At 50.3% G+C, this 23,272-nt stretch carries 21 protein-coding genes; 1 reads left to right on the top strand and 20 read right to left on the bottom strand.

Annotated elements, in window-relative coordinates:
- Nucleotides 1-35: 35 nt before the first annotated feature.
- The 10 genes from atpA to H569_RS0106755 all read right to left on the bottom strand — a co-directional run bounded on the left by atpA (nucleotide 36) and on the right by H569_RS0106755 (nucleotide 8,660).
- Entirely contained in the window at nucleotides 36-1,544 is a 1,509-nt protein-coding gene (gene atpA, locus H569_RS0106710) for a F0F1 ATP synthase subunit alpha (RefSeq protein ID WP_027364369.1), read from the bottom strand.
- Nucleotides 1,545-1,566: 22 nt separating this feature from the next.
- The gene (locus H569_RS0106715) at nucleotides 1,567-2,109 is read right to left on the bottom strand and encodes a F0F1 ATP synthase subunit delta (protein WP_027364370.1); all 543 of its coding nucleotides are present in this window, start codon (nucleotides 2,107-2,109) and stop codon (nucleotides 1,567-1,569) included.
- Nucleotides 2,103-2,609, bottom strand: coding sequence for a F0F1 ATP synthase subunit B (gene atpF / locus H569_RS0106720; RefSeq protein WP_027364371.1), 507 nt, complete (start codon nucleotides 2,607-2,609; stop codon nucleotides 2,103-2,105). Before atpF ends, H569_RS0106715 begins: the two co-directional genes overlap by 7 nt.
- A gap of 114 nt (nucleotides 2,610-2,723) precedes the next feature.
- Nucleotides 2,724-2,957, bottom strand: a complete 234-nt coding sequence (gene atpE, locus H569_RS0106725; protein ID WP_027364372.1) for a F0F1 ATP synthase subunit C — start codon at nucleotides 2,955-2,957, stop codon at nucleotides 2,724-2,726.
- A gap of 160 nt (nucleotides 2,958-3,117) precedes the next feature.
- Nucleotides 3,118-3,834 (bottom strand): F0F1 ATP synthase subunit A, encoded by a 717-nt coding sequence (gene atpB, locus H569_RS0106730; protein WP_051273403.1) that lies wholly within the window; start codon nucleotides 3,832-3,834, stop codon nucleotides 3,118-3,120.
- A 77-nt stretch (nucleotides 3,835-3,911) separates the two neighbouring features.
- Entirely contained in the window at nucleotides 3,912-4,346 is a 435-nt protein-coding gene (locus tag H569_RS0106735; protein WP_027364374.1) for an ATP synthase subunit I, read from the bottom strand.
- Nucleotides 4,347-4,359: 13 nt separating this feature from the next.
- Nucleotides 4,360-4,590 carry an AtpZ/AtpI family protein gene (locus tag H569_RS0106740; protein WP_081410905.1) on the bottom strand — a complete coding sequence of 77 codons (231 nt, stop codon included), beginning with the start codon at nucleotides 4,588-4,590 and terminating at the stop codon, nucleotides 4,360-4,362.
- A 553-nt stretch (nucleotides 4,591-5,143) separates the two neighbouring features.
- Complete coding sequence (locus tag H569_RS19490) at nucleotides 5,144-6,907, bottom strand: sigma-54-dependent Fis family transcriptional regulator (RefSeq protein WP_051273404.1); 1,764 nt, start codon at nucleotides 6,905-6,907, stop codon at nucleotides 5,144-5,146.
- A gap of 244 nt (nucleotides 6,908-7,151) precedes the next feature.
- Nucleotides 7,152-7,325, bottom strand: a complete 174-nt coding sequence (locus H569_RS22455) for a hypothetical protein (protein WP_157833477.1) — start codon at nucleotides 7,323-7,325, stop codon at nucleotides 7,152-7,154.
- 33 nt (nucleotides 7,326-7,358) lie between these two features.
- Entirely contained in the window at nucleotides 7,359-8,660 is a 1,302-nt protein-coding gene (locus tag H569_RS0106755) for a Glu/Leu/Phe/Val family dehydrogenase (RefSeq protein ID WP_207637529.1), read from the bottom strand.
- Nucleotides 8,661-9,372: 712 nt separating this feature from the next.
- Between H569_RS0106755 and H569_RS0106760 the strand changes: the two genes are divergently transcribed.
- Nucleotides 9,373-11,178 carry a sigma-54-dependent Fis family transcriptional regulator gene (locus H569_RS0106760; RefSeq protein WP_027364377.1) on the top strand — a complete coding sequence of 602 codons (1,806 nt, stop codon included), beginning with the start codon at nucleotides 9,373-9,375 and terminating at the stop codon, nucleotides 11,176-11,178.
- Between the two features lie 115 nt (nucleotides 11,179-11,293).
- Here the strand turns inward: H569_RS0106760 and H569_RS0106765 are convergent, their stop codons facing one another.
- The 10 genes from H569_RS0106765 to H569_RS0106810 all read right to left on the bottom strand — a co-directional run bounded on the left by H569_RS0106765 (nucleotide 11,294) and on the right by H569_RS0106810 (nucleotide 23,091).
- Nucleotides 11,294-12,676 carry an N-acyl-D-amino-acid deacylase family protein gene (locus H569_RS0106765; RefSeq protein ID WP_309294778.1) on the bottom strand — a complete coding sequence of 461 codons (1,383 nt, stop codon included), beginning with the start codon at nucleotides 12,674-12,676 and terminating at the stop codon, nucleotides 11,294-11,296.
- Nucleotides 12,677-12,782: 106 nt separating this feature from the next.
- Nucleotides 12,783-13,631 (bottom strand): carbon-nitrogen hydrolase, encoded by an 849-nt coding sequence (locus H569_RS0106770; RefSeq protein WP_034629815.1) that lies wholly within the window; start codon nucleotides 13,629-13,631, stop codon nucleotides 12,783-12,785.
- Nucleotides 13,632-13,760: 129 nt separating this feature from the next.
- Nucleotides 13,761-15,155, bottom strand: coding sequence for an APC family permease (locus H569_RS0106775; RefSeq protein WP_051273387.1), 1,395 nt, complete (start codon nucleotides 15,153-15,155; stop codon nucleotides 13,761-13,763).
- A gap of 75 nt (nucleotides 15,156-15,230) precedes the next feature.
- Entirely contained in the window at nucleotides 15,231-16,037 is an 807-nt protein-coding gene (locus H569_RS0106780; protein ID WP_027364381.1) for a carbon-nitrogen hydrolase family protein, read from the bottom strand.
- A gap of 215 nt (nucleotides 16,038-16,252) precedes the next feature.
- Entirely contained in the window at nucleotides 16,253-17,170 is a 918-nt protein-coding gene (gene speB / locus H569_RS19495) for an agmatinase (RefSeq protein WP_051273389.1), read from the bottom strand.
- Between the two features lie 261 nt (nucleotides 17,171-17,431).
- Nucleotides 17,432-18,874, bottom strand: a complete 1,443-nt coding sequence (locus H569_RS0106790; RefSeq protein WP_027364382.1) for an amino acid permease — start codon at nucleotides 18,872-18,874, stop codon at nucleotides 17,432-17,434.
- Between the two features lie 147 nt (nucleotides 18,875-19,021).
- A complete protein-coding gene (locus H569_RS19500; protein WP_169726453.1) occupies nucleotides 19,022-19,303 on the bottom strand; it encodes a MoaD/ThiS family protein in 282 nt (93 codons plus the stop codon).
- Between the two features lie 125 nt (nucleotides 19,304-19,428).
- The gene (locus tag H569_RS0106800; RefSeq protein ID WP_027364383.1) at nucleotides 19,429-21,192 is read right to left on the bottom strand and encodes an aldehyde ferredoxin oxidoreductase family protein; all 1,764 of its coding nucleotides are present in this window, start codon (nucleotides 21,190-21,192) and stop codon (nucleotides 19,429-19,431) included.
- The gene (locus H569_RS19505; RefSeq protein WP_034629839.1) at nucleotides 21,193-21,591 is read right to left on the bottom strand and encodes a 4Fe-4S dicluster domain-containing protein; all 399 of its coding nucleotides are present in this window, start codon (nucleotides 21,589-21,591) and stop codon (nucleotides 21,193-21,195) included.
- Nucleotides 21,592-21,738: 147 nt separating this feature from the next.
- Nucleotides 21,739-23,091, bottom strand: coding sequence for a putrescine aminotransferase (locus tag H569_RS0106810; protein ID WP_027364384.1), 1,353 nt, complete (start codon nucleotides 23,089-23,091; stop codon nucleotides 21,739-21,741).
- Between the last annotated feature and the right edge of the window lie 181 nt (nucleotides 23,092-23,272).

Here is a 23,272-nt window from a genome sequence, read left to right on the forward strand (position 1 = left end):
AATTCACCACCTCGCTGTTTACTCTGCCGGGCAATCTATTTGACGAATGATTCTTTGTATTCTTTAATGGCAGCCCTGAGTTTTTCTTCCAGGTCCTTGGTAATCTCTTGCTTCTCGCTCAGTTCCTTGCGGACATCTGCCTTGTTGTTCTTAATGAACTTAATCAGCCCGTCTTCAAACGGCAGCACCTGTTCCACAGGAAGGTCGTCCAGGAAGCCCCTGGTGCCGGCGAAGATAGAGATAACCTGGTCTTCAACGTCCATCGGTACATACTGGCCCTGTTTGAGCAGTTCCACCATGCGCTCACCACGGGTCAGACGGGCCTGGGTAGCTTTGTCCAGGTCGGAACCGAACTGGGCGAAAGCAGCCAGCTCACGGTACTGGGCCAAGTCCAGACGCAGGGTACCGCCGACTTGTTTCATAGCCTTGATCTGGGCGGCGCCACCCACACGGGATACTGAGATACCCACGTTAACGGCGGGACGGACACCGGCGTAGAACAGGTCCGGTTCAAGATAGATCTGACCGTCTGTAATAGAGATAACGTTGGTCGGAATGTAAGCTGAAACGTCACCGGCCTGGGTTTCAATAATCGGCAGGGCGGTCATTGAACCGGCGCCCAGCGCGTCACTGAGCTTACAGGCACGCTCCAAAAGGCGTGAGTGCAGGTTGAAAACGTCACCCGGGTACGCTTCACGTCCGGGCGGGCGGCGCAGCAGCAGTGACAATTCACGATAAGCAGAGGCCTGCTTGGATAAATCGTCATATACAATTAACACGTGTTTGCCTTGTTCCATGAACTCTTCACCCATGGAGGCGCCGGCAAACGGAGCGATAAAGAGCAGCGGAGCAGGATCGGACGCTGTGGCGGATACCACGATGCTGTATTCCATAGCTCCGGTATCTTTCAGTTTTTGCACCACGTTGGCCACAGTGGAGTTTTTCTGGCCCACCGCAACGTAGATGCAGATAACGTCTTTACCTTTTTGGTTAATGATGGCGTCAACAGCGATAGCTGTTTTACCGGTTTGGCGGTCGCCCAGGATCAATTCCCGCTGGCCGCGGCCGATCGGGATCATGGAGTCGATCGCCTTCAAACCGGTTTGCAGCGGCTGGTGAACTGATTTACGCTCAATAACGCCGGGGGCGATACGCTCAACCGGGCGGAACTTATCGGAGTTGATGGGGCCAAGACCGTCAATGGGCTGGCCCAGAGGGTTAACCACGCGGCCGATCAGGGCATCGCCGACAGGCACGGAGATAATCCGTCCGGTCCGCTTAACAGTATCGCCCTCTTTAATGTGGGTGTAGGGACCCAAAAGCACGCAACCGATGTTGTCCTCTTCCAGGTTCAACGCCATGCCCATGGTGCCGCCGGGGAATTCCAGCAGCTCACTGGCCATACATTTTTCCAAGCCATAGACCCTGGCAATACCGTCACCCACCTGGATGACCGTACCAACGTCGCTGACTTCGACTTCGGCTTTATATTTCTCAATTTGCTGCCGAATGATCGAACTGATCTCTTCAGGTCGCAAATTCATCTACTGTTTCACCCCTATCTACTTAACTTATTTGTCTGAGGTGTTCGCGCAGGGTCTCAAGACGTGTGCGCACACTACCGTCGATAACCTTGTCGCCAACGCGTACCAGCAACCCGCCCAGCAAGCCCTTGTCAACATTATAGCTGAGCCTGACTTTTTTACCGGTGCATTTGGCCATAGCATCGGCAAGCCGCTTTTTCTCCTCCTTGGTGAGCTCCACCGCCGAGGTTACATTTACGTCGCTTATATTCCGGGCCTTATTGGCCAGTCCGGTAAAATATTCGGTGATGTCCGCCAGGTAAATTTCCCTGTGACGCTCTACTAAAAGGCCCAGGAAGCTCATGGCAACCTCGGATATACGCCCTTTAAAGAGGCTGTCCAGCACTTCCTTCTTCTCAGCGGCGGTAATGCGGGGGTGAAAAAGAATTTTCCTCAGCTGGTCGGATTCAGTGATTACACCTACAACTGCTTTTAATTCCTCTTCAAGTTGGTCAACAAGCTTCGCTGTTACCGCAATTTCATAAAGGGCCTCAGCATAGCGCCCGGCCACGGCCCCCTTTAGCATGGCAGATCCCCTGCCTCTTTAATAAATTCGTCAATCATGCTGCGCTGTATATCGGCAGTAATTTTCTCGCTGACAACTTTACTGGCAACCAGTATGGACAATGTAGCAACATGATCGCGTAATTCTGCAACAGCCTTTTCCTTCTCCCTGTTGATATCCTGCAGTGCCGATTCCTTGACGCGATTGGCTTCCGCCTTGGCCGCCTCAATGATTTCACGGGCCTGCTCTTCACCGGCCTTGGTAGCTTTCTGGATGATATCCCGCGCTTCATCCTTGGCTTTTTGCATTTCAGCCAGGTATTGCTGGCGCAGGGACTCGGCCTGCTTTCTTTCTTCCTCGGCGGCGGTTACATTTTTCTCAATATAATTCTGCCGCTCTTCAAGTATCCGCACGATATGAGGATACACCACGATGCGCAGGAAGATGAGCAACACGATAAAGTTAAAAATTTGCGCCACCAAAGTATTATTAAGGCCTAACGCCTGAACTACAGCACCCACAACTTACCCTCCTTCCTTTCGATTGTGACAAAAGGAAGGCGATAGCAGGCTCTGGTTGACCAAAACCCGCTATTCCCGCCTTCGCCACAATATTGCCTGGCATTACAGGGGGCCTTACCCGATTTTACCCATAAGAATGAATGCAATAACGACGGCAATGATGGGCAGCGCCTCGATCAGACCAACGGAAATGAACATCATGGTCATCAGGTTACCCCTCATTTCAGGCTGGCGAGCGATAGACTCAACAGTTTTACCGGTTACGAGACCGTCACCGATACCGGCGCCGATAGCAGCCAAACCTACGGCCAGGGCAGTACCGATTGCAGCAGCACCTGCTAATTCCATACTTTTCCCCTCCTTTCTCCCAAAATTGCAAATCATAAATTATGGTGGCATATCTCTATTTAAATTGAGATATCAGCTAATTGATATGCAGCGGTTAACAGGTATTAAATGCCGGCGATGATGAAATCCGGCGATTCCAACAATTCCACGTTTCCAGCGGTTAATGGTGCTCGGCGGTTACTTGTCCGATGTAAGCTATTGTCAACATGGTAAAAATAAATGCCTGGATAAAACCTACGAAGATACTGAAAGACAACCACACCACCGAAGCGATGAAACCGCCGAAGATTGTTATGGTCAGCGGGATCAACCCCAGCAGAACCGCTATAAGAACTTCACCGGCGTAGATATTGCCGTAAAGACGGAAGGCCAGCGTCAGCGGCTTGGACAATTCCTCAATGATAACCAGCGGCAGGAAGAATACAAATGGTTCTACGAAGTGTTTGAAGTAGCTAAGCTTGCGGTAGTACAAACCCAGGATCTGGACCGTGATAAACACCCCAATGGCCATTCCCAGCGTGGTATTGACGTCGGCCGTGGGAGACATCATGGTTGGGATCAGACCCCAGAGGTTACAGAACAGCAGGAAAATAAACAAACTGAATAACAGGCACATCAGGGAAGCGCCTTTCTTCGGGTCCAGGTTTTCATAGGCCAGACCCTTTAAAAAACTGTACATCTCCTCCACCATCAATTGCAACTTGCCTGGTCGCTTCAACTGCATACTGCGCGTGGCTGCAACTGTAAACAGTATGACCAGTGCCATCACGATCCAGGTCATGACCAGTGTTTTCAGGTTCATGGGACCCAGACCGAAATTTACAGCCTCGTGGGGAAATCCCCAAACATTCAGGTTCTCGTGCACCATTGCAAGCATGTCTTTGCTTGCTTCATGAGCTGCTGCGGCTGCGGACAATTTTTTTTCACCCCTTTCCCTTTATAGATTAATTTTCTTTATATTTTATCAACGGCATTGCGTGCCGCGAAATACTTGTACAGCGCAACGTTGGCATCCACGATGGTGATGAGCGTGGGTATCAAAAGCCCTGCCCCGACACCGTATACATTTATGAAATCCACCTTACTGGCTAAATAGATCACGGCCACGATCATGCCCAGGCGCGGGTAAAAGCCCGCTCGCATAAACATTTTGGCCTGCTTCTGGCCGGCGTTCTTTTGCAGAACCAGTTCCACCAGCATGCGCATCCGCCTGACCAGGAAGTAGCAGTTGACAATCCCCGCCACGCTGCCCACAATAAAACCCAGGATCAACGTATCACCGGGGTTGACAATCAATCCCGGCAGCGTCAGCACGGCAATCAAGGCCGTAATCCTGGTGGTGCGCGCATATTGTAAATCTATGTCCCTGATGGGTGTGGGATCTGTCAACCGGTTTCACTCCTCAGTTCTTAAAAAACCTTTGCATGGTCTGGATAATACCGAATATCCCCACGGCAACCCCGGTCAGCACACCTCCCACCAGAAACCAGGGCTCGGTGCCCAGTTGCCGGTCCAACAGCCTGCCCCCGTAAAATCCCAACAGCACGGTGATGGCCAGCTCGGTGCCGATGGTGGTGGTAACGGCAATAGCCATTAAGGGTGCATTTTTTTTCTTGGGCTTGGGTTCTTCCACATTACCACGCCTTATCAACTAAAATTGTAGTATACAATTGTCGCGTACATTACAATTTTAGTTCAGAGAATACTTTCTACATAAATAGTATTATTCCTTCACCAGACCGCACTTTTTTATTTTTTGCATCATTGGAAATATTTATTACTTTGAAGGTCTTTATTACTTTGTGATAAGACGTACTTTTTTTGTGACAAATGTTAATAATCCAGCTGTTATTAGGAATTCAGAGTGCCTTGAGCCGGTTCTCTTATTCCTTGTAGACAAATTGTAATTTTTCTTGTGATAAGTTGTACTATTTAATATATGTTAATCTATGCGTCAGTCTGATCATTTATCAGGAACAAGTTCTCCGCTTAAACGCCTTTTTCCTTCTAAAGAGGCCGGGTTTTAAATATATTTTTTACTTTAGACATGCCAAATTGAAGCAATTACGCCAGCCATATTCAGGTATTCGGAATTTAAGGAGTCAGAATGCCCCGAGCCGGTTCTCTCATTCCGCCCCCGACTCCCAACTTCTGACTCCTGTCTTCTGTCTTCTGACTCCTGACTACTAAGTAGTTACAGATGATGAAAAGTTACTTTTATGTTTTTTTGGCCCCGGCTTCCTCTTTGAAGCAGTGAGGTATTTTTTCATTTTGCGAACCACCGTGGACTGATTAATATTGAGGACCTCCGCCATGCGGTAAGTGTTGCCAAACGCCTTGAAGGCCTTTTCAATCAATTGCCTTTCCACTTCCTCCACGGCTTCATCCAGAGGGCAAATATCAGGAATGAAGATTTTATTGCTTTTTTCGCTTACTTTGCTGAGCACATAGTCCGGCAGGTGGTTCGGTTTAATCTCAACCTCATCCGACGTAACCGCCAGCCTTTCTACAATGTTCTCGACTTCCCTGACGTTGCCGGGCCAGCTGTACCGGTCCAGAACCTCCCTTACCTCATCACTGAACCTTTTGGCCATGCCGTACTTTTTATTAAACAGGTCCAGGTAATAATCCAGCAGCACCTCCACATCCTCCCGCCTATCGCGCAGCGGCGGAATTTCCAGAGGAATGACATTCAGCCTGTAGAATAAGTCCTCCCGGAAAGAGCCTTCCTGGACCATTTTTTTAAGATCGCGATTGGTAGCGGCAACAAACCTGACATTAACATCAACCGCGGCCGTTCCGCCTACCGGAAGCACACTTTTTTGCTGGATGACGTGCAGTAATTTAACCTGCAGGTTGAGGGGCAGTTCGCCTATTTCGTCAAGAAACACCGTACCCCCGTCGCCCATTTCAATCAGGCCCTTTTTGCCCCCCTTGCGGGCCCCCGTGAAAGCCCCCGAGGCATACCCGAACAATTCAGACTCCAGCAGATTTTCCGGAATAGCCCCGCAGTTGATGGTAACAAAGGGCCCGGCACTGCGGGAACTCATTTTATGAATTCTTGCCGCCACAACACCTTTACCCACCCCGGACTCGCCGGTGATTAAAACCGTGCTGTCAACGGCGGCAATCTTATCCGCCATTTCCAGCAGTGAAACCATTTGCGGGCTGGAAGCTATCAGGTCCCGGTGCCCGTCTTTCCGCTCGCTGTTAAGCTGCAGCATCTGTTTCCGGTAATTATCAGCCAGCCGCTCGGTATCCTTTAACATCCTGCGCAAACTGGCAAGCTCGGAAATATCCCGCGAATTTACAACCACTCTGGTAATGTTACCGTTTTCATCAAAAACAGGATTCCCCGTCACAATCAGCTCTTTGCCGCTGCGAGTCGTCTGGGTTATGGTTACCCGCTCCCTCCTTTCGAAAACCAGCCGGGTAACCGAAGGCGAAAAATAACCCTGCTCTTCCAGCTCAATTACATTCCTGCCGATAAGCTCATTTGTATCAACGCCATAGAAGCTCTCACCGGCCTTATTAATTTTTCTGGTAATACCTTCGCCGTCAATGACGAAAATTTCATCGTATGAGGAATTGAGAATAACCTCCAGCTCATCTCTGGCTTCTTTAAGCTCCTGCATTTGCTCCTTAACTTTCTCCAGTTCCGAGGTATCCTGTACTATGAAAATAGAACCAACCAGCCGCGCATTTTCATAAACCGGGGTGCGGCTTACAATCAGCCTCTTACGACCGGCACTAATTTTTTCTTCTTTGCTTTCCCGGTCATTCAGCATCACATCGGTAAGCCTGGTATCGGGTATGATCTCTTTAACCGACCTGCCGATTACACTGCGCAGCCCCAGCCCTAAAAGCGCCCTGGCTGCGTCATTCAACATAGTTATTCTGCCCGAAGCATCAGCCGTAATTACCCCGTGACTGCCGGCAGTCAAATGCATCCCCACACCCCCTTCACCCCCATTATACTCCCTTTTAACATGAAAAGCGCGCTGAATCAGTTCCCTTAGCGCGCGCTTTTCAGTACTTTTTTCCTTAACCCTGGCTATATATATGGCCAGTATACTTTCCAAAAGTAAAAAAATGGACCCGGTGTGAGCACGGGTCTGTTATAGGAAGATAGCTTGTATGAGTCAAATTGTATGCCTTTGGGCACACAATAATGGTAATAAAAGAGCATTATGTTCAGCTGATCCTGGCGTAGCGGAATTTGTCATTTCTGTCCAGCATGCGCTTTAATTCTTTGATTTGCCTTTCCAGCTCCTCCATCTTCCGCACCATCTGGCTGGGCGCGCAGTTACCGTATTGCTCGCAATTTTTGCACGGGTCGGACGCATATGCCATCGGGCACCTTGTCATTTATCATCACTCCCCTAAATTATTACTTACAATTTAGGCCAACTTTATCTCACATTTGACTTGCTGATAAGCCTGGTTACCCAGCCAGCCCCTCATGTACATGGCCTGGCTGATGCGTTCGATTGCCACCATGTAGGCGGCGCCCCTCATGTCGACATCCTTGCGCTTGCGGTAGAGGCTGTATACATTATTAAACGCTTCAACCATCTTTCTCTCCAGCCTGTTGTTTACTTCTTCCTCAGACCAGTAGTAGCCGTACTGGTTCTGCACCCACTCAAAGTAGGATACGGTTACGCCGCCGGCATTGGCCAGCACATCGGGCAGCACCAGGATTTTCTTCTCCGCCAGAATGCGGTCGGCCTCGGGCGTTGTGGGACCGTTGGCACCTTCAGCGATGATTTTGGCCTTAATTTTGGCTGCGTTTTCGCCCGTAATCTGGTTTTCCAATGCGGCCGGGACCAGTATGTCACATTCCAGAGCCAGCAGTTCATCTTTGCTGATGTCCTTGCTGCCGGGGAATCCTTTAACGCTGCCGGTGCAGGCTTTGAATTCTTCGAGAGCGGCAATGTCAAGACCATTGGGATTATAAGCGCTGCCGGACGAATCGCTGACGGCCAGGATGCGGCAGCCGTCTTCCTGCTGGAGCAGCCTGGCAGCTATGCTGCCGACGTTGCCGAACCCCTGCACCACCACAGTTGCTCCTTTAAGTTCAAGTCCTGTTACTTTGGCAGCCTCGCGGATAGTGAAGACACACCCGCGCGAGGTGGCCTCCACCCTGCCCAGTGAACCGCCGACAATCACCGGCTTGCCGGTAATCATACCAAACTCGTTGTGGCCGCGGTAACGGGAGAATTCATCCATCATCCAGCTCATAACCTGGCCGTTGGTTCCCACGTCGGGGGCCGGTATGTCAAGCTCGGCGCCGAGAACGGGGGCAATCGCCCTGATATAACCCCGGCTCAGCCGCTCCAGTTCCCCCGGCGACAGTTCTTTATGGTTGACAATAATCCCGCCCTTGCCGCCGCCATAGGGGACGTTCAGTACGGCGCATTTGAGAGTCATCCAGGTTGAAAGCGCCTTGACCTCATCCAGGTTTACATCCTGGTGGAACCTGATACCGCCCTTATATGGGCCCAGAGCGTTGTTATGCTGAGACCGGTAACCGGTAAAAACCCTTATCTCGCCGTCATCCATTTGGACCGGAATGTTCACAGTAAGAACCCGCTGTGGCTCACTCAGTATATTGTATACCGATTTGTTTAAATTTAATTTCTTGACGGAGGTATCAATTAAATCCTTTACAATTTCAAAACTGTTGATTTCCTGGGTCATGATAACCCCTCCCTAATTTTGCATTTGACTTTCATTTAACTTTAATAACTAGCAAAGGCAATGCCAGAATGCGCAATATTTACAATGCTGCCATTAGGGGATAATTGATTAATCGCCTCACTTAATAATGCAAACATGCATTATCTGCTTTTTGAGGTCCACTTGTATACAATACACAGCCAGCAATCCGGCAAGTCTTACACAATTGATGCTGAAACAAATTAATTTGATTTTGCTTTGCATTAATATCTTTGGGACGGAATTTTTTCAATAATTTTTTCAAGAAAAATTTTTTGCAAATTTAATGCTAGGTGATAAAACAGTAAACAGCTATATATAAACACTCCAAAACGCATTAATTTTGTCTTTAATTTGAAACACCTGTTTCATCTTTGAAATTATTTAATCACTTGTGAGACAGTTTTATCGAAAAAAACAGGATTCCAATATGGCAATCAAGAATATTATATTTAAAGCTCCGGCTTTAAATATGGATTACCACGTCGTTTCACTCCTCGCAATGCCTGACTGCTTAATATTGTCTTTTTGCCACTTGAACTACTATATGTAGAAGGAATTCCGGTCCGGATACAAGGAACTGTAATTGCGAGCGCAGCGAAGCAATCTCAAATGAGAGGGATGCAGACCCATGTCTCTTCTGAGGAAAGGGGACACACCTCCAAATAAGGAAAGGGGACACACCTCCTTCGGAGGAATGTCCCCAACATATGAATGTTCCCGATTAATGTCAATATCGGATACCGCACAGCAGGTGGCCGAAGCCATTTCCGCCGTACTGGACGTTGAAACCGAAATTTTGGACAATCAATATAACATCGTGGCCGGAACGGGAAAGTATAGAGACCTGGTCGGTACCAAGGATGAGGAAGCCTGGCATACAGATGAGGATTTTATCTACACCAGGGTATTGAAAACCGGTAATCCAATTATTATTGAAGACCCGGAAGCCGACTTTTACGGCCCCATTCTAATGGGGGAAATGGGGGAGATTTGCTGCCCGATTAAGTTGCATGGACAGGTAATCGGTGTAATGTCCCTGGTTGCATTTGATGAAAAGCAAAAAAACCAGCTGATGGATAAAAAAGACCAGTTGCTGAATTTTCTCACCCGCATGGCTTTTTTGCTGGCTTCCAGGGTGTCGGAAGTTGAAGCCTACAACCGGCTGAAGATTACTTCCAACAAATTAAACGTTATTATTGAGACCATAAACCAGGGTATTATTTCAATCAGCAAGGATAATCTAATCATTCACTGCAACAAATATGCCGAGTCGATTATTGGTATTCCAGGCAAGCATCTGCTGGGCCGGCACATAGAAGAAATCTGGCCCAATTCCCCGGTGGTAAATGTTGCCAAAACGGGAATCGGCTACCGGGAGAAGGAGGAGCTTTATGGCGCACCCCCCAACCAGATGCATCTTCTTGTAACCGCCACTCCCATTTGGTTGGAGGACAATCCAATGGGAGCGGTTATATCGTTCAGGAATATGTCTGACGCCAGGCAGCTGGCCTATGACCTGACGGACAATAAAATAGCCTTGGAACTGGACCACATCAAGGGCAACAGCAGGAAAATCATTGAGGTAAAATACCAGGCGCTGCGGGTGGCCAAGGGCGCTTCAACTATTTTAATCACCGGCGAAAGCGGAACGGGCAAGGAACTATTCGCCCGGGCCATTCACTACGCCAGCCCCAGGCGCAATAAACCGCTGGTCATAGTCAACTGCGGCGCCATTCCGGAAACTTTGTTGGAAAGCGAATTGTTTGGCTACGAGGAGGGAGCCTTTACAGGCGCCCGCAAGGGAGGTCGCCCCGGAAAATTTGAGCTGGCCAACGAAGGCACGATATTTTTGGATGAAATTGGGGACCTTCCGCTGCATCTGCAGGTTAAGCTGCTGCACGCCATCCAGCGGCGCCAGGTGGAAAGAGTGGGGGGAAATCACCCGATTCCCGTGGATGTAAGAATTGTGGCCGCCACCAACAGGGATCTGGAAGCAATGTGCAAAACAGGCGAATTCAGAGAGGACTTATTCTACAGGCTCAACGTGATTCCTTTATATATCCCCCCGCTGCGCAACAGGAAAGAAGATATTGCCATACTAATGGATTATTTTCTGGACAAATATCGCAGCCTGCTGGGCAAGAATATTGACGATTTCAGCGAAAATGTGCGCCAGGCCTTTATCCAGTACGACTGGCCCGGCAATGTCCGGGAACTGGAAAACGCCGTGGAATACGCGGTGAACATGGAACCGGGTAAAATTATCACCCTGGACAGCATACCCAAAAGGGTAAGCGGGCACTGGCTGAACAGCGGCAATACAGTTCCAATCGAAACAAATTATAGAAATGACCTGGGTAATATGGAAAAAGACTTACTGGCCAAGAAAATTATGGAGCTTTCCAGCCATAATTACAGCAAAAAGGAAATTGCAACCGCGCTGGGCATCAGCAGAGCCACTTTATACAGGAAGATTAAACAATACGGCATCAAGATGTAGCGCAATTTCCCTTACTGTTATTGCGAGCGCAGCGAAGCAATCTCAATGGCGAAACAATTCAGTGAGATTGCTTCGTCGCTTCACTCCCCGCAATGACACGCGGGAGCCAGTTCCACTAAACCCAGTTCCACACTTGGCAGGCTGGCCTGATGACGCGGCCGGGAAGGGCGTCTTCGAGGACTTGTCCTTTTTCCACCACCGGCTGGCCATTGACCAAAACGTGTTCTATGCCTTCGGGGGGCGCGTCCGGGATGCCAAAGCCGGGGTAATCCGCCCTGTCGGCAATCCGGTCCAGGTTGAGAATCACCAGGTCGGCATCGGCGCCCACTTTCAGCCGTCCCTTGCTGCCCAAACCGAGCCGCTCGGCCGGCAGCAGGGTGCACCTGCGCACCGCCTCAACCAGCGTCAGCCTGCCCTGCTCCCTGACCATCTTTTGAAAAAAGCGCGGGTAGGTCCCGGCGTCCTGCGGGTGTCCGGTGCCCGGTTCGGGGGAACCCACCGCCCCGTCTGTGCTAACCATCATGTAGCCGGGCATCAATGCTTCATATACTTCGGACTCCCTGCAGGCAAAAGCCACCACCACATCGTCCTTGTGGTTCGCCCTCAATTCGCGATACATTTCTTCAGTGCAGCGCCTGCCGGCGTATTTGCCGGTGGCAACAAATAAATCGTGGTAAGTGCAGCCCCACTTTTCCAGGCAGCCTTCATCATACACCGGCGAGCCGATAAAGGTGGCAAAGGCGTGGTACATGCCGCTGTCCGCCGCCACATCCAGGCCCGAGGCCACAGCATGGTCAAGCACTTCCAGCGCCTCGGTCATCATACCCATCCCCACCTGATATACCAGGTGGGACACCTGCACCGTCGCCCCGGTCAATTCGTTTATCCGCACCACTTCCTTGATCGCGCCGATGCCCGCCCAGGAATCGGTGCGGGTATGAACCGCCACCAGTTTGCCATATTTGGCGGCAATCCGGCTCAGCACCAGCACTTCTTCATCAGAGGAACCCGGGGCGTATTCGAGGCCGAAGGACAGCCCTATCGCTCCCTGCTGAAAGGCCGTTTCCAGCAATTCGGCCATTTGCCGGACCTGTTCCCTGGTGGCCGGGGAATAGGGATCTTCAGCCCCCACCTTTTCCCTGAGGGTAAAGGAATGCCCGATCATCATGGCCTGGTTGATGGGGAACCCTTCCGCTTCGTATCTGTCAAAGAAACCGGCAAGGTCCAGGGGGCCGAAGCCGCAGTTGCCGCCCACGGTAGTGGTTATCCCCTGCCTGGCCATACACCGGGCGGAATAATGATATCCGTCCACGTGGGCGTGGATGTCGACAAAGCCCGGGCAGACCACGGACAGCCCCGCGTCAATTGTCTTTTTACCATCAATTTCGTCCCTGGCAATGGCGGCAATTTTTCCACCGCTGACGCCCAGGTGACCTACAGTTACGCGGCCTCTCTCCGGGTCTACCAGCGTCCCGTTTTTAATTACCAAATCAAACACCTGCAAAACCTCTTTTCAAGGTGTGTTTAGGGGCCAGCCCCCTGCAGGGGGGTCTGACCCCATCATAATAACCGTATAATACCAATATTATAATATTACTCAAGTCTTACTCAATGATTAATTTGGCTAACTCGCCGTAGGTTTCCGGGCGCCGGTCGCGATAAAACTGGAGCAAGTTGCGGAATTCTTCAATTTGCTTGAGGTTTATCTCGGCTGCCACAATTTCGTCACCGTCGCCACCCCTGGCCAGCACCTCTCCAAAGGGGTTGCTGATGAAGCTGCCGCCGTAAAAGCTCATTTCGTCCTCCACGCCAACCCTGTTTATCGCCCCGATGAAGAGACCGTTAGTAATGCCGTGGGATTTAATTACGGTTTCCCAGGCTTCCTGGGAGCTGTATTCGGGCCGGTCGGGCTCGCTGCCGATGGCGGAAGGGTAGAAAATAATCTCAGCGCCTTTTAGCCCCAGGATCCTGGCCACTTCTGGAAACCATTCATCCCAGCAAATCCCTACGCCGACAGTGGCGTACGCCGTTTTAAACACCGGGTAGCCCAAATCACCAGGGGTAAAGTAGAATTTTTCCAGGTATTGCGGGCCTTCGGGAATGTGAATTTTTCTAAATTTGCCGGCTATACTCCCATCGGCGTCAATCACTACGGCTGTGTTGAAATAAACCCCGGGTCTGGCATACTCATATACCGGAACAACCATGACCACTTTTTTATCCGCCGCGATTTGGCGCATTATTTCTACGGATTCGTCAGTCAGGGGACGGGCCAATTCGTAATGTTTCACGTTAACTGTTTGTGGAAAGTAACGGCTGGGGTAAAGCTCCTGCAGGCTGATAATATTGGCGCCGCCCGCAGCCGCTTCTTGCACCATGTAGACTGTTTTTTCTATATTCGCCTTAATATCCTTTCCGCAGGACATCTGAATCAAAGCTATTTTTACATTCATGTTGTCACCCCCGTATACTGATGGCAGGATCATCAACCGTGACATATGGAAATCATCCAATTATTCAGATCAAGTTATGTTTGAAAACACACCGGTGCTGATCAGTCCCGGTCCCAATAGGCCCAAATACTATGAATTGAAGTCCATCTCCGGCGGAAGCTTTTTGAAGAACTTGGTGGTAATGGCAAGGTATATTAAGCCTACCACTGTCCAGGTTAAGCCCAGCTCTTTGGACTTGATGTCAAGGTTGAACCAGATTACCAGGCAGATTAAGGCACCTGCAGCCGGAAGGAGCAAATAACGGATTAAATTGCGCCCCCCGCGTTGCTTATTACGGATGAAGTAGTGGGAAATAACCGATATATTCACCATCACAAATCCGATCAAAGCCCCAAAGTTAATCAGCGAAGCAGCCGTGGAAAGGCTTAAAACCAGCGCAGCAAGGCTAATTACAGCAATTAAAAAGATATTGCGAGTTGGAGTTTTATATTTCGGATGCAGATAGGCAAAGAACTTTTTGGGTAATATTCCGTCCCGCCCCATACCAAACAAGATGCGGGAGGCCGAGGACTGGGAAGCAATAGCCGAAGCCATGCAGCCGAGCACGTAGGCAGCCGTAAAGAAATACCCCATAAACGAGCCGGCTACCTTGCTGATTAATTCATAAGCACCGGTGTCTACACTCTTAAATTCATTCCATCCTGTCGGCCAGGCAAGCTGGGTAAAATAGGTTATGACGATAAAGAACAGACCCGCACCGATACAGGTAATGATGATAGCCCGGCCAACATTAACTTCCGGGTTGTGCGCCTCTTCCGAAACAGTGGACACCGCATCGAACCCAAGGAAAGAAAGCGCGAGGATCGACGCACCGCCGAAAATAACTTTCCAACCCATATCAGGCTTGTTAAACTCAGTTGAGTTGAAAAATGCGCTCCAATCAAAAAAGGTGCCTGCTCCTCCACCAGCCGAAATCCATTTGATAATAAAGAACATTAAAGCCAGCACAAACACAACCTGAACCCAAATCAACAGGCTGTTGGCCCAGGAAGTGACCTGAATCCCAAAGTAATTTACTACGGTAACCAAAACAATAAAAATAAGAATCCATGCCCAGTTGGGAAGTCCGGGCAATGCCTCGACGATAAATAGCGCGGCAACTAAATAATTAATCATAGGCAACAACATATAATCCAGTAAAATAACCCAACCCGACATAAACCCGACATACGGGCTGATGGACCTGTGTGCATAAGAATAGGCCGACCCGGCAATGGGAAAGGCTTTAACCATGTGATTATAGCTAAAAGCGGTAAAAGCCATGGCAACTGTTGCAACGAGATAGGCCAGGGACAACATACCGTGGGTCATATTGGAAACCAAACCGTAAGTGGTGAAAATAGTAAGGGGAACCAGATAGGCCAGTCCATAATATATAAGTGAACTTAAAGAAAGAACCCGGTTCAAATCCTGACTGTAACCAAACTTTTCAAGCTGCCCGGAAGTTTTATTGTCCACAGTCACACTACAACCTCCTAATAGCATAAAGTTTATTTAAACATAATTTTAGTATATTAAGAATATTAAAAATAGATTTTATTATTGCTCTTGAGTCAAAAGACCATATAGCTGCGGCCTTCTGTGTTTACGGTAGTTCAAAGCCTCGTCCCGCACCCGTACCAGGTTTAAATCTATGTCAGCCAGCAGCAATTCTTCCCCAGGTCCCCCGGTACATAACAGTCTACCCACAGGGTCCGCCACCGAGCTTTGACCGAAGTAACTGAATTTTTCATCCGCGCCAACCGTGTTGGCAATTGCCACGAAAACCCCGTTCTCCATCGCCCGGGACCTAATATAAACCGATTGATATTCACTGTAGGGGTCCATGTTGGCGGTGGGCGACACAATTAATTTAGCCCCTTGAAGCGTTAGTATTCTTGAAACTTCAGGGAATTCAGAGTCAAAGCAGATCATCACACCTAATTCACCAAGAGAGGTTTCAAAAACATAAAATTCACGGCCAGGGGTATAATATTTGGATTCCTCACCAAATAAGTGCGTTTTCCGGTAACAACCGAGTATTGTCCCGTCCGCTTCAATTACACAGGCGCTGTTATAAGGCAAAGCACCCGGATTTGTTTCCGGAAAACCGCATACCGTCACCAAATTGAAACGACGGGCAAGCGCGGCAAGCTTTCCAATATATATCCCGTCCAGCGGTTCCGCCAGTTCAGCCAACCTGTCATAAACCATGTAACCAGTTAAATACATTTCAGGAAAGATAATCGCCCGTGCCCCACCGGACGCCGCTGCAGACATAAGGACTTCTGCTTTTTTTATGTTTTGTTCCTTATCGTATAAAACAGCTCCCGTTTGAGCCAGGGCCAGGATAAACCGGCTACTCATTACAATCCTCCTTTAAACTGCTCAAGCCACAGCAGCAAAATACCTGCATTAAATTAACCTACCTTGCTTCATAGCCCACCCCCCCAAAAAAAAAGCCGTCAAAGGTTGAAAAACAACCTTAGCACAGCTTCCTCGCCGTAAACCACTCAGCATTGGAATGGTTTTTATATCTTTAAATTCAACTAATTTTACACGATAATTCGACAAATTACAAGTTATTTATTAAATCCATTACTTGGCTTTAGCTTGTAATTGAGGCAGCCAATCACCTCGTAAATAATTTTTAGGGCCGCCCAGGAGGTTATATCGGAATGATCCAAACTGGGCGAAACTTCCACAACATCCATAGCTTTCACCGGCAGTTTTCCCACCACCAGTTTCACCAGTTCCAACAACTGCCGGGTGGACAGCCCCCCCGGCTCGGGCGTGCCCGTCCCCGGCGCAAAGGCCGGATCCAGCACGTCAATGTCCAGGGTAAAGTAGACGGCATCGTAACCGGCATAGCGTTTCATAATTTCCTCAATGGCCTTCTCAATGCCGGTGTAATACAGGTCACAAGCCGTAATTACTTTTATTTCCGGGTGGCCGGCTAGAAATTCAAGTTCTTCTTCCTCAAAGGAGCGTATACCAAGCAGAGTCAAATCTTCCGGCTTAATCACTTCTTCCAGTGCTCTTCTTTCCGTGCACGCGTGGGACCAGCCGTGACCATCGTAAGAGTCACAGAGGTCGCAGTGGGCGTCAAAATGAATAACACCAAACTTGCCCTTGCCGGCACACGACCTGCCGAAGGCTTGATGCAGGGGAATGGTTACCGAATGGTCGCCGCCGATAAACAGGCAGAACCTGTTACCGGACATCAATTCAAAGGCCTTGTCTTCAACCGTTTTAAAGTAGCGATCCCAGTTAAGGTCAAGCGGGATATCCCCTGCATCCATAATTTTAATTTTGTCAATGGCTGTTCCTGTTTCCGTAGTGGCCGGCTGGTACCTGGACAGGTGCCTGATTTTTTCCGGGGCCAGGGCGGCGCCTTTTCCGCAGCTGACGGCAAGATCAAAGGGCACTCCCAACACGTAAACTCCAGCCTCATCAGTATTTTCTGTCAAAAGTTTTCCCCAAGGTTGGGCGTTAATCATTTTTTCACCTCTTGGATATCCAACCCTCGATTAATAAATTGCCACATCGCTTCGCTCCTCGCAATGCCAAAAGCAGGGCGACAGGGATCTCACCCGGCCCGGGCTTGATTCTTATTATCCCCACATAATTATAACAGAAATATTATGCTTTAGGTCCTGCTTAACCAGCGTTAAACGGCAGCGGCACCAATAAGCCGCCGGCACCTGGTTTCCCTTTTCATGCCGGCGGCCCCGGTGCCGCTAGACTACGTAGAAATATTTTTAGCCTTTAAAAACATCCTCAAATCGAACTCTATTACCGGAATCCAAAACATTATTGTTTTTGCCCCAGAAATGGTACCAGACCATCGGCAGAATCAGCATGGGCAGTCCGACGTAAAGTGATGCCCGCAAGTCCGGATTCAGCGCCACTACCACCAGACAGGCCACCTGGGCCCAAATGGCAAAGTGGGTAAAATAGGGGAATAACGGGACTTTATACTTTAACTTGCTGACATCATAGCCGGTTTGTTCAAGCTTGCGCCGGAACTTCAGCTGCGACCAGCAGATGGAAATCCAAGCCATTGCTCCGGTGAAGCCGGAAAGGGCCAACAGGTAAGTATAAAGCATTTCACTCTTATCAACGGTAAAGGCGATAACCCCGATCCAGCAGCCGCCCACCGAGAATAAAATGGCATTATAGGGAACTCCCCTGGCGTTTACCTTGCCCAGCCAGCGCGGGGCCATGCCTTCCCTGGCCAGGGCGAAAACCGCCCTGGATGTGGCGTACAGGCCGCTGTTGGAACAAGAAATGGCAGCAGTCAGCACAACAAAGGAGAAAATGGCGCCGGCCCAATGGAAACCGTAGCTGTTCAGGGCCATGGCAAACACGCTTTCCTCCAGGCCCGCTTCTTTCCAGGGAATAATGGTAACTAAAAGCATCACAGGAATTACATAGAGGGCAATAATCCGGTAGGTTACATTTTTTACCGCGTTTGGAATGGTTTTTTCCGGTTCCTGGCTTTCACCGGCAGCCAATCCGATAATTTCCGAGCCCTGGAAATTGACCAGGATCATCACCATAGTGAGGAACACCGCCCAGACACCGGACGGGAACAACCCCCCCTGCCCGAGGAGATTTGAGGTCCCTGGGGACGGCTGGCCTCCGATCACGCCCAGAATAATCAATACGGCAATTACCGAAAACATAATTATCGCAATTATCTTAATTAAAGCCAGCCAAAATTCCAATTCACCAAATGTTCCAACATAGGTCAAGTTGATAATAGTAATTAATAAACCAAAGAACAACGCCCAGTACACAGTCGGAACCGCAGGAACGAAGGTATGCATAATAATACCGGCTGCAATCATTTCCGACGGCACATAGGTCACCCAGGTCGTCCAATAAGACCAACCCACACCACAGCCCCAAGTTGGATTTATGAAGTCGTTGGCATAATTAACAAAGGATCCGGAAATTGGTATATGCACAGCCAATTCACCAAGACATACCATAACCATGTACACCAGTAATCCGCCAAGCAGATACGCAAACATCGCCGCCGGGCCGGTTGATTCAACCACATAGCCCGTCCCCAGAAAGTAGCAGCTCCCAATGATGCCGCCTAAGGCAATAAGCTGCAAATGCCTGGGCTTCAACCCCCGCTTAAGCTCACCCGAATAAACATCAGGCGCGCCAGCGGCTTTCTCCTGAACCGACATTAACATCCCCCTTTTAATAATGATTTAACACTTAGAAGGAACTGCCATTGCAAGTGCAGCGAAGTAATCCGGAATTGCCGCGTCGCTATGCTCCTCGCCATGACAGACTTTCAAATATTGACACAACCGCATGCCTAACACATATGCTTAGCCTCCCGCCACTACAGGAAAGATGACTACGCTGTCACCTTCACTGAGCATGGTTTGCAAGCTTCCTTTTTTGCCGTTTACCACTATGAGTCCCACGTGTTGCAGCGGTATGGGAACTTGGTTCAGGATTTGCCGCACAGTGACTCCGTTGTCTGCCTTCGCTTCTATCCTGCCTTTTTCCCCGTGCTCACACCCGTAGCGTGCCAGTGGCCCGCGCAATTCAATTATTATCAAGCCTATCTTCCTTTTACCTTCGTCATTGCGAGCGCAGCGCGGCAACAGACTGCCATGCAGCTCCGCTCTTCGCAATGACAGAAGCAGGGCGTTGAATGTTGCTTATGAAGAGATTGCCGCGTCGCTTCGCTCCTCGCAATGACAAGGTCAGAACGCTGTATCTTCTGTTTTTATCTTAAGCCAAGCTCCTGAAGTTTTTCGCCGGAGGGGACACCGTTATTATCCCACCCGCGAATTGAATAATATTCCAATAGCATCTTTATAAACTCTTCCTCGGGCAGTGTCTTGCCTTCGGTAGAGCCGGTGGCCAGCGGGTGCCGGTGAATCCTGGCCGGGAGCACGTCGTCTTTGGCGCTCAGGCCTTCCCTGGTGTTAAACAGCCTGGCCAGGTTGAATATTCTTTCTCCCGCCTGTTCCAGAGACTGGGCGGTCACTTCCTCGCCCAGCAGCGCGGAAAGCATTTCCGCCATAATATCAAAGGACAGGGCCCAGAAATCGCACAATATCAGTGAGAACTTGGCCGCGTTATAATGCTGCAAGTCTTTGACCATTTCCGCTTTGCCTTCAATGGTAAAGGGATTGCCCTCGCCGTAAGCTTCGTCAGCCACCGGCCAGGCGCTCATGTGGCAGGCGCCGCGCGGCGCAGTGGCGTAGGCCAGGCCCATCCCCCAGGCCCCCCGGGGGTCATAGCCGGGAAATTCCAAGCCCTTAACCTGCATCGCAAATTCGATGCCGCCGTACTTTTCGGCCAACTTCTTTGCGCCCAGGGCCAGCTCGGCACCCAGGCCCTCTCTTTTGGCAATTAATTCCGGCAATTCAACGTATTTATCCGCATCGCCGAAGCGGATGCCAAAATCGTAAATGCCCTTCTCGGTCATTTCCATGGCAAAGGCGATAGTGCCCCCCGCGGAAATGGTGTCCAGCCCGAAGGCATCGCAGTTGGCATTAAATTTAACTATGGCCCCCAGGTCGTTGATCCCGCAGTTGGAACCGGCAATGGACAGGGTTTCATATTCCGGCCCTTCCACCACGGCTTCGCCAACCCGGGTAAAGTTGCCGCAGCCCAGCCCACAGCTGACGCAGCCTTTTTTGGCCTCCCTGGCGGCAGCCACCGCCTCCGATTTAATATTGGCAAACTGGTCAAAGGTGCCTTGCTGGAAGTTCCTGGTCGGCAGAATGCCGGTGGTTTGCGAAAGTTCCACAATCATCGGCGTCCCGTCGGTATAGGCCCAGAGGTTGGTATCGGTAAGCAGGTCGTTTTTATACGCGTTATAGGTGACGTCCATCAATTTTTTAGCGTCAGCCGCCCGCACCGCCCCTGTGCCTTTGACCACCACAGCCTTTAGCATTTTGCTGCCCATTACAGCCCCTACGCCGCCCCGGCCCGCCTGCCGGTATAAATCGGAGGTAATGCAGGCGTAGGCAACCAGGTTCTCTCCCGCCGGTCCGATGGAAAGGACGCTGTAATCATCACCGTAAACCTTTTTTAACTTTTCTTCGGTGTCGTGACAGCACAGCCCCCAGTAATCCCCGGCTTCTTTTAATTCAACTTGGCCGTCTTCAATCAACAGGTAAACGGGGTAATCAGATTTGCCTTCGACAATAACCGCGTCATAACCGGCCCGCTTGATTTCCACTGCGGCCGACCCGCCGATGGAGCAGTCAAGGATGTAACCGTTAAGGGGTGACTTGGTAATGATGCCTAATTTACCGGAACAGGGTACGATAGTTCCGGTAAACGGCCCTGTCATAAAAATCAGCTTGTTTTCCGGGGAAAGCGCTTCCACACCGGGGCCGACTTCTTCATAAAGGTACTTGATCCCCAGCCCTTTGCCGCCAAGAAAGTCTCTGGCCCATTCTTTATTCAGGCTTTCGGTGGCCACCTTACCGGTGGTGAGGTTAACTCTGAGAACCAAGTCTTGATAACCGGCCATCTAACCCACCTCCTCAAGGATTAACGCCCCGTGGGGACACCATTTCACGCAGTAGGGGTCGCCCTGGCAGCCGTCGCAAAGCAGCGGGAATTCGTCTCCGCCCGGCCTCAGCACGCCGGTGGGGCAGGCCTCAAAACAAGCCCCGCATTTAACGCAGTCGTCTTTTACAAATACCAGCCGGCCTTCCTCAAATTTGATCGCGCCGGTGGAGCATGCCCTCACGCAGCTTTGGCAGCTGTCGCAGATTTTAGCCTCATTGACCAGCTTGTATGCTTTATACCGTGATGCAACCTGCAGCCGGGCCAGGGAAGGATTAAAAACCCCTTCTTTGACGCCGGAGCAGGCCATTTCGCACAGGCGGCAGCCTATACATTTTTCGGGCAGGTATTTTATTTGCATTCGCATGCCTCCCTTTGTATTAGAGAGCTAAACTGGATAGCCTATTGGGGCGGGCGGACAGGGTCGTCCGCCCCTACAAATTAATGCCACGCTGCGCTCGCAATGACAAATGTGCTGCGCTCGCAATGACAAAAGAGCTAGGAATAACTATTTGCCGGCCGTTTTATTGACTTCTTCCAGAGTGGCGTCCAGCCGCTCAATAACCTGGTCCTGTTGTTCCCTGGTTATGGTCAAGGGCGGCTCAATCCGGATCGACTTGGCATTGATCAGCGTTCCGGCCACCAGTACACCCCTGGCAAACAGTCCCTTGGCAACTTCGTAGCCCAATTCGTTAGTTAAAAATTCGATACCGATCATCAAACCCCTGCCCCTTACCTCTTCAACAACGGCAGGATATTTTTCTGCCAGCTGGTAGAGTTTACCCAACATATAAGCGCCGGACTCGGCTGAACGCTCGGGCAGTTTTTCCTCCAGCAGCACGTTGATGCTGGCAATGGCAGCGGCGCAGCAGACCGGGTTGCCGCCGAAGGTGGTCGTGTGCAGGAACGGATTGTCGACTAATTTTTCCCAGATGGGCTTGCGGGCCACAGTGGCGCCGATAGGCATGACTCCACCGCCAAAGGCTTTGGCCAGGCAAATAATATCAGGCACTACGTTGCTGTGCTCGCAGGCAAACATTTTCCCGGTGCGGCCCATGCCTGTCTGCACTTCATCAAGGATGAGCAGCGCCCCGTACTTGTCGCAGAGTTCACGCAGCCTGGGCAGGTAGTCATCCGGCGGTATAATTACGCCGCCTTCACCCTGGATGGGCTCAACAATCACGGCGGCAACTTCTTCCCCAATAAACGCGCAGCTTTCCAGCATCATTTCCACCGCCTCGGCGCTGCCGTATGGAACATGGTGAAAACCGGGCACCAGCGGGAGGAAAGGCTTTCTAAACACACCTTTGGCGGTGGCGGTTAACGAACCCAGGGACTTGCCGTGAAAAGCCCGGGTGGTGGCAATAAAGCTGCGCCTGCCGGTAGCCATTTTGGCAAATTTGAGGCCGGCTTCAACGGCCTCGGTGCCGCTGTTGACAAAGAAAGCATATTGCAGGTCGCCGGGGGTAATGGCGCCAACCAGCTTAGCCAAGAGGGCGCGCAGCGGGTCCAGCAGTTCCTGGCTGTGCAGGGACTGGCGCTTCAGCTGGTCCAGAACAGCTTTCATCACCTTGGGATGACGGTGTCCGACATTGTAAATTCCGTAGCCGCCGAGACAATCGATAAACTCTTTGCCCCAAATGTCAGTGAAGGTTGAGCCGGCGTCCTTCCACTCCACGGAAGTATAGTCGGTGGAAACTGATTTTCTGTATTCAAGGAACCCGGGGTTGACATTTTCCCGGAAACCATCCACCGTCTCCTTCACAACCCATTCCTTTTCATCCTGGGTGAGCTCCTCCTTGGCTATCATGTCCAGGTACCTTTGTGATTGGGCGATAATTTCGTCGTAATTTTTACTCATGTTGACCTCCTGATAGTTTTAGTAACTCCGAATTAAACGTCGCGGCAACCCCATTGCCGGGATCGCTTCGCTGCGCTCGCAACGAGAGGCTGCCTCACTGTCACTTGAGCAGATACTCAGTTTACTAAAAGTATATAAAAAAGTATGCAAGCAAAGTGCCACATCTCCAAAAGTCTGAAAA

Source organism: Desulfotruncus alcoholivorax DSM 16058, assembly GCF_000430885.1.
Taxonomy (GTDB): domain Bacteria; phylum Bacillota; class Desulfotomaculia; order Desulfotomaculales; family Desulfallaceae; genus Desulfotruncus; species Desulfotruncus alcoholivorax.

Coding starts and splice junctions, on each gene's coding strand:
- atpA (WP_027364369.1), bottom strand. CDS start 1,544: ATGAATTTGCGACCTGAAGAGATCAGTTCGATCATTCGGCAGCAAATT.
- H569_RS0106715 (WP_027364370.1), bottom strand. CDS start 2,109: ATGCTAAAGGGGGCCGTGGCCGGGCGCTATGCTGAGGCCCTTTATGAA.
- atpE (WP_027364372.1), bottom strand. CDS start 2,957: ATGGAATTAGCAGGTGCTGCTGCAATCGGTACTGCCCTGGCCGTAGGT.
- atpB (WP_051273403.1), bottom strand. CDS start 3,834: ATGCTTGCAATGGTGCACGAGAACCTGAATGTTTGGGGATTTCCCCAC.
- H569_RS19490 (WP_051273404.1), bottom strand. CDS start 6,907: ATGCATTTGACTGCCGGCAGTCACGGGGTAATTACGGCTGATGCTTCG.
- H569_RS22455 (WP_157833477.1), bottom strand. CDS start 7,325: ATGACAAGGTGCCCGATGGCATATGCGTCCGACCCGTGCAAAAATTGC.
- H569_RS0106760 (WP_027364377.1), top strand. CDS start 9,373: ATGTCCCCAACATATGAATGTTCCCGATTAATGTCAATATCGGATACC.
- H569_RS0106770 (WP_034629815.1), bottom strand. CDS start 13,631: ATGAATGTAAAAATAGCTTTGATTCAGATGTCCTGCGGAAAGGATATT.
- H569_RS0106780 (WP_027364381.1), bottom strand. CDS start 16,037: ATGAGTAGCCGGTTTATCCTGGCCCTGGCTCAAACGGGAGCTGTTTTA.
- speB (WP_051273389.1), bottom strand. CDS start 17,170: ATGATTAACGCCCAACCTTGGGGAAAACTTTTGACAGAAAATACTGAT.
- H569_RS0106790 (WP_027364382.1), bottom strand. CDS start 18,874: ATGTCGGTTCAGGAGAAAGCCGCTGGCGCGCCTGATGTTTATTCGGGT.
- H569_RS0106800 (WP_027364383.1), bottom strand. CDS start 21,192: ATGGCCGGTTATCAAGACTTGGTTCTCAGAGTTAACCTCACCACCGGT.
- H569_RS19505 (WP_034629839.1), bottom strand. CDS start 21,591: ATGCAAATAAAATACCTGCCCGAAAAATGTATAGGCTGCCGCCTGTGC.
- H569_RS0106810 (WP_027364384.1), bottom strand. CDS start 23,091: ATGAGTAAAAATTACGACGAAATTATCGCCCAATCACAAAGGTACCTG.